The organism is Nocardioides sp. (assembly GCF_024509035.1).
In the GTDB taxonomy this organism is placed as follows: domain Bacteria; phylum Actinomycetota; class Actinomycetes; order Propionibacteriales; family Nocardioidaceae; genus Nocardioides.
Genome location: NZ_JANINT010000296.1, coordinates 1 through 2382 on the forward strand (window position 1 = coordinate 1; position 2382 = coordinate 2382).

Sequence of the window (2382 nt, forward strand, 5' to 3'; positions counted from 1 at the left end):
CAACGTGCTGCGCGACTACAACACCGACCTGTTCCCGATCCTCGAGCTCGGCACCTCGGCCAAGATGCTCTCGATCGTGCCGCTGATGGCCGGCGGCGGTCTCTTCGAGACCGGTGCGGGCGGCTCGGCGCCCAAGCACGTGCAGCAGCTGGTCAAGGAGAACTACCTGCGCTGGGACAGCCTCGGTGAGTTCTTCGCGCTGGCGGCCTCCTTCGAGCACCTCGCCGGGTACGCCGGCAACGCGCGTGCCCAGGTCCTCGCCGACACCCTCGACCGGGCGACCGGCACGTTCCTCGACAAGGACAAGTCGCCGACCCGGCGCTTGGGCGGCATCGACAACCGCGGCTCGCACTTCTACCTCGCGCTCTACTGGGCGCAGGAGCTGGCCGGGCAGACCGAGGACGCCGAGCTGGCCGCTGCGTTCAAACCGCTCGCCCAGACGCTGGCCGACAACGAGGACAAGATCGTCGAGGAGCTGCTCGCCGTCCAGGGCTCGCCGGCCGACATCGGCGGCTACTACCGCCCCGACGACGCGAAGGCCGACGCGGTGATGCGTCCCTCGGCGACGCTGAACGAGGCGCTGGCCTCTCTTGGCTGACCCCCAGGGGCCTGCCGAGGACCCGACGCCCGCCGAGCGGGACCAGCCCTATGACCGCTGGTCCCGCCCGGAGGCGTTGAGCCGGCGCGGCTACGCGATCGTGGCTGCCGTGCCGTTCGTGATCGCCGCCGTCGGCTTCGGCATCGTCGCGGCGGTCTCGTCCGGGGACGACGCGCCGAGCGGCACCACCGTGCGGCTGCCGGTCTCGGGCTGGACGCCGGGCAACGGCGGTGACGACGCGCTGATCCAGGGCGTGCTGCGTGTCGACGCGGACCACTGCGTCTATCTCGAGGCCGGTCAGGACGGCGCCGACCCGGGCAAGGTCTGGCCGGTGTGGCCTGCCGGCTTCAAGGCCGTCCGTCAGGGCGAGCGGTTGACGATCCTCGACGGGGCCGGCACGACCGTCGCCCACGACGGCGACGAGGTGTCGATGGGCGGCGGCTTCGGCCCCGCCGGGACGTTCGCCGGTCAGCCCTGCCTGCCCGAGAGCGGCGAGGTCGCCATCGTGCAGTCCGAGGTGACGGTCGTCCGCTAGGCCGCTGCCGCGACCGTCCGTGCGTCGCGCAGCGTGGTCGCCCACCACGCGAGGTCCTCGAACATCGCGTCGACCGACGGACCGACCGCCTCGGCGATGTCGCTCATCGGGCCGTTGCCGCCGAACGGGTGCACGCGGAACAGGTCGCTGCCGCCGAGGTGGGCGGAGAACTTCGAGGGCACCATCTGCAGCTCGATCGCCGCGGTCCGCAGGTTCTCGACGGCCCGGGCGCCGCCGACGCTGCCGTAGCCGAACGCCGAGAACGGCTTGCGCCGCCACTCGGCGGTCGCCTGGTCCAGCGCGTTCTTGAGCACGCCGGTCATCGCGTGGTTGTACTCGGCGACGACGAACAAGAAGCCGTCGTACCCGCCGATCGCCTCGCGCCAGGCGAGGACCCGCGGGTCGGTGGTCTGGGGGGACTCGTAGAACGGCAGGTCGAAGTCGCGCAGGTCGAGGCGCTCGAGGGTGAGGTCGTCGCGCCCGGCCCCGCGCTCGAGCAGCCAGTCCGCCGGCTTGTCGGCGAAGCGGTCGGGGCGGGTGGAGCCGATGACGAGGGCGAGGCGCGGTGGTGTGGTCACGGAGGGTTCCTTCGGTGTCTTCTAGGGAGTAGGTTCCTTGTGGTAACCACGGTGCCGGGATCCCCGGTGCCGGACAAGAAGGCACTTTCTCCGCACCAGGTCACCTCGAGGTGACCGCGCGGGCGGTGATCGAGGGAGGAGCGGCGATGGTCGACAGCCGCACCTGTGCGCGGCCCGAGGAGGACCACGGCGCCTGCGGGGCGATCGCGGACATGCTCGCCCGGCTCGGGGACAAGTGGTCGCTGCTGATCGTCTCCACCCTCAGGGACGGGCCGCTGCGCTTCAACGAGTTGCGCCGCCGCATCGGCGACATCAGCCAGAAGATGCTGTCCTCGACCCTCAAGGTGCTCGAGCGCGACGGCCTCGTCAGCCGCACCGTGATCGCGACCGTGCCGCCCCAGGTCGAGTACGCCCTCACCGACCTCGGCATGGAGCTGGGCGTGCCTGTCGCGCACCTGGCCGAGTGGACCACCGCGAACACCCCACGCATCCTCGCCGCGCGCGCCGAGTTCGACGCCCGGGCAGCTCAGCAGGCTTCTGCCTGAGCCTGAGCCGGCAGGGCGTCGGATGTGCGTCGGCCTGCGGGTCCGCTCGGCTCGTCGTTGCTGAGGAATGCGGGAGCGTGGTCGCCGTTCGCTGTGGTCACCCGAGGGTGGTCACCGTCCGCCGTC

General features: G+C 71.6%; 4 protein-coding genes. 3 read left to right on the plus strand and 1 reads right to left on the minus strand.

The features are described 5' to 3' along the window. Together Q0L15_RS19415 and Q0L15_RS19420 are read left to right on the plus strand one after the other, a co-directional pair. Positions 1–598 (plus strand): NADP-dependent isocitrate dehydrogenase (locus Q0L15_RS19415; RefSeq protein WP_296606214.1); only part of this gene is annotated, 598 nt, incomplete at its 5' end. Next, positions 591–1133 carry a hypothetical protein gene (locus tag Q0L15_RS19420; RefSeq protein WP_296606215.1) on the plus strand — a complete coding sequence of 181 codons (543 nt, stop codon included), beginning with the start codon at positions 591–593 and terminating at the stop codon, positions 1131–1133. The genes Q0L15_RS19415 and Q0L15_RS19420, both read left to right, overlap by 8 nt. On the opposite strand, the gene Q0L15_RS19425 is transcribed toward Q0L15_RS19420, so the two are convergent. Continuing rightward, positions 1130–1711, minus strand: coding sequence for an NAD(P)H-dependent oxidoreductase (locus tag Q0L15_RS19425; protein ID WP_296606216.1), 582 nt, complete (start codon positions 1709–1711; stop codon positions 1130–1132). The two genes, Q0L15_RS19420 and Q0L15_RS19425, sit on opposite strands and share 4 nt — an antisense overlap. 146 nt (positions 1712–1857) lie before the next feature. Here Q0L15_RS19425 and Q0L15_RS19430 point away from each other — a divergent pair, with 146 nt between their 5' ends. Further along, positions 1858–2256, plus strand: a complete 399-nt coding sequence (locus Q0L15_RS19430) for a helix-turn-helix domain-containing protein (RefSeq protein ID WP_296606217.1) — start codon at positions 1858–1860, stop codon at positions 2254–2256. The last annotated feature ends 126 nt before the right edge of the window (positions 2257–2382 follow it).

Bases quoted from the DNA above. Each gene is read 5' to 3' on its own strand.
- Q0L15_RS19430 (WP_296606217.1), top strand. From the start codon at position 1,858: ATGGTCGACAGCCGCACCTGTGCGCGGCCCGAGGAGGACCACGGCGCC.